Raw genomic sequence first — 3602 nt, forward strand, 5'->3', positions numbered from 1 at the left:
CATGGAGCGCTGGCGCTGGATGCCCAGGGAGCTTGGCAGCAGTTACGTCATCGTCGATGTGCCAGCCTATCGACTGTGGTTTCATCAGCCGGGTAAAAAACCGCTGACAATGCGCACCATCGTTGGAGATACTAAAAACCAGACGCCCAGTTTTACCCAGAACATGAAGTACCTGGTAATGAATCCCAACTGGTATGTTCCGAACAAGATTGCCGCTGAGGAACTGGCGCCCAAGATCGATGAAGATCCAGAGTATGTCCAGCGTGCCGGTTTTCGGATTTATGACAAGGAGAGTAAGCAAGAGATTGATCACACCTCGGTCGACTGGGCGAATCTAGGCACCGGTTCCGAATTTCCCTACAGGCTTGTGCAATCATCGGGCAACAGCAATGCGCTTGGTGACATAAAGTTCATCTTTCCAAATCGACATGGTATCTACCTGCATGACACCAGTGCACCATTGCTTTTCAGAAAGGATAAACGTGCCCTCAGCCATGGTTGTATCAGAATCGAGAAGCCCTTGGAATTGGCATCCAGAATTCTTGGTACCGGATCATCTGATGAAATAGCCAGTATGATCGAGTCATCTTCACACAATCGCCATGTCAACCTGAAAGGTGAGATCCCTGTCTACCTGGTCTACATGACGGCCTGGAGTGAAGGGAAGGGTGATATTTCGTTCTTCAGTGATATCTACAAGAGGGACCGTCGCTTACTCGCGGCAAAATAAACAGTGACAACTAAGACTGCATATCCTTATTTAATCAATGGGTAACATAAATATAAACTTATACCATAGTTGCTCCTTGAAACTTTTTTCTATATGATTTGTCGAACTTTTTCGAATGCCACTAATTAATTCATGGATTTTATGACTAAAGAGACAGCTGTATATCTCCCAAGACGCAGATTCATCCAAACTGCCTCGCTTCTTGCTGGGACATCCGTTGTTCCGCAGGCTATGGCTGCACCGACCGAGCTGCAAGAGATCAGTTCATCGCTGCGCAACCTGTTTACCCTGTTGATCAAGGGGCCTGAGGCGGAAGCCGCTGAAGTTGCCAAAGCAGCAGCAAAAACACCACTTAATGCGAAAGAAGTTCGTTCAATCTCCCTGCACAACCTCCACACAGGTGAAAAGAGTAGTGTCGACTACTGGTTTGACGGGCAGTATGAAAAAGACGCACTGGCTGAAATCAACAAGGTATTACGAGATCATCGCACCGACAAGGTTTGCGAAATCGACAAGAGCCTGATTGACTATCTCAGCAGCGTGCAGAAAAAGCTTGATGTTGAAGGCAAGACTTTCGAAGTGATATCCGGTTATCGTGCTCCCGAGAGCAATGCCAAACTGCGCCAGAAGAGCAGGGGTGTAGCCAAGGAGAGCTTTCACATGAAGGGCATGGCGGTCGATATCCAGATCCCGGGCCGTTCTTCAGGCCTGGTTTACAAGGCAGCCACTGACCTCAAGCTCGGCGGTGCCGGCTATTACGGAAAGAGCCGCTTCGTCCATCTCGACGTTGGCGGTGTACGCTCCTGGAGAGGCTGACAGACTCTCATCCCTGGGCTGTTTTTTTACTCTAAAAACCCGGTTTTTCAGACCGGGTTTTTTGTTGCCCGGAGATTGCCTAAGTCCACACCGGAACGGTGCTTTTTTAGCCAAATAATGGTATGATTGTCGGTCTGAAAATGCAGCCTGCCAATGGATAAGAAAAACAGATAAAAACCATCGGCTGAATCGATCAACCAGAGAGGGTTTGTACCATCCCCCATGAGTGAATTTGCCAAGGAAATACTCCCCATTAATCTTGAGGAGGAGATGCAGCAGTCCTACCTGGACTATGCAATGAGCGTTATCGTCGGGCGTGCACTGCCTGACGTTCGTGACGGCCTCAAACCGGTTCATCGGCGCGTGCTTTACGCCATGAATGAACTTAACAACGACTGGAACAAACCCTACAAGAAATCTGCCCGTATCGTCGGTGACGTCATCGGTAAATACCATCCACATGGTGACACCGCAGTCTACGATACGATTGTCCGTATGGCGCAGCCCTTTTCAATGCGCTACATGCTCGTTGACGGTCAGGGTAACTTTGGTTCGGTTGACGGCGATTCGCCGGCAGCGATGCGTTACACCGAAGTGCGCATGGCGAAAATTGCCCACTCCATGCTCGAGGATATCGACAAGGAGACGGTCGACTTTAACGCCAACTACGATGAATCCGAACATGAACCGGCCGTTCTGCCGGCGCGCCTGCCAAACCTGTTGGTGAACGGCTCTGCCGGTATCGCTGTCGGCATGGCGACTAATATACCGCCACACAACCTGTCCGAGACTATCGACGCATGCGTGGCTGTTATCGACACTCCTGACATCGACATTGCCGGTTTGATGGCACATATTCCGGGACCCGATTTTCCGACTGCAGGCTTGATTAACGGCGCACGTGGAATTGTCGACGCCTACAATACGGGACGTGGCAAGGTCTACATTCGCGCTCGTACCGAGTTCGAAGAGCACGACAATGGCCGGGTACGCATCGTGGTGCACGAATTGCCATACCAGGTCAACAAGGCGCGTCTGCTGGAAAAAATTGCCGAACTGGTCAAGGACAAGAAACTCGAAGGAATCAGTGCCCTGCGTGACGAGTCCGACAAGGACGGCATGCGCATGGTCATTGAGCTGAAGCGCGCTGAAGTGCCAGAAGTGGTCCTGAATAACCTTTTCAAGCACACCCAGATGCAGAATGTTTTCGGCATCAACATGGTGGCGCTGGTTGACGGTCAGCCACGCACACTGAATCTGAAGCAGTGCCTTGAGTATTTCCTGCGTCACCGCCGCGAGGTAGTGACACGCAGAACTTTGTTTGAGCTGCGCAAGGCGCGTGCCCGTGCACATATCCTCGAGGGTCTTGCGGTTGCACTCGCAAACATCGACGAGATAATTGCGCTGATCAAGGCTGCGCCAACGCCTGCAGATGCCAAGCAGAAGCTGGTGGCGCGCACCTGGAAATCGGGTGCTGTCGAGGCGATGCTGCAGCAGACCGGTGCCGAGTCGACGCGCCCTGAGGACCTGACTGCCGAGTTTGGCCTGACGGCTGATGGATATCAACTGACAGAGATACAGGCACAGGCGATACTTGATCTGCGTCTGCAAAAGCTGACCGGACTCGAGCAGGAGAAAATCCTCAAGGAATATGAAGAGATTCTCGCCAGGATTGCTGCCCTGCTGAATATTCTCTCCAGCCCGGATCGCCTGATGGAGGTGATTCGTGATGAACTGATCGCTATCAAGGAGCAGTTCGGAGATGAACGACGTACCGAGATCATCTTAAATCAGCTTGATCTGACCACCGAGGACCTGATTCCGGAAGAGGATATGGTAGTAACCATCTCCCACCTTGGCTATGCGAAATCACAGCCGCTTGCCGACTACCAGGCACAACGTCGTGGCGGCAAAGGCAAGTCTGCAACAAAGACCAAGGAAGAGGATTTCGTCGACAAGCTGTTCGTTGCCAATACCCACGACACGATTTTGTGTTTCACCAGCCGTGGCAGAGTTTACTGGCTAAAGGTCTATGATTTACCGCAGGCAGGACGCA

The 3602-nt window shown here is 51.4% G+C and carries 3 protein-coding genes; all 3 read left to right on the plus strand.

Features of this window, described 5'->3' with window-relative positions; translation table 11 throughout:
• The coding region (locus BOW51_RS08540; protein WP_078477356.1) for a L,D-transpeptidase family protein at positions 1-730 on the plus strand (730 nt) is incomplete at its 5' end.
• 231 nt (positions 731-961) lie between these two features.
• Positions 962-1546 (plus strand): peptidoglycan L,D-endopeptidase MepK, encoded by a 585-nt coding sequence (gene mepK / locus BOW51_RS08545; protein WP_078477359.1) that lies wholly within the window; start codon positions 962-964, stop codon positions 1544-1546.
• Positions 1547-1768: 222 nt separating this feature from the next.
• The coding region (gyrA, locus tag BOW51_RS08555; protein ID WP_078477358.1) for a DNA gyrase subunit A at positions 1769-3602 on the plus strand (1834 nt) is incomplete at its 3' end.

This window comes from Solemya elarraichensis gill symbiont (assembly GCF_002021095.1).
Taxonomy (GTDB): Bacteria; Pseudomonadota; Gammaproteobacteria; order Chromatiales; family Chromatiaceae.

Excerpts from the sequence above, each read along its gene's own strand:
- mepK (WP_078477359.1), top strand. The coding sequence starts at position 962 with ATGGCTGCACCGACCGAGCTGCAAGAGATCAGTTCATCGCTGCGCAAC.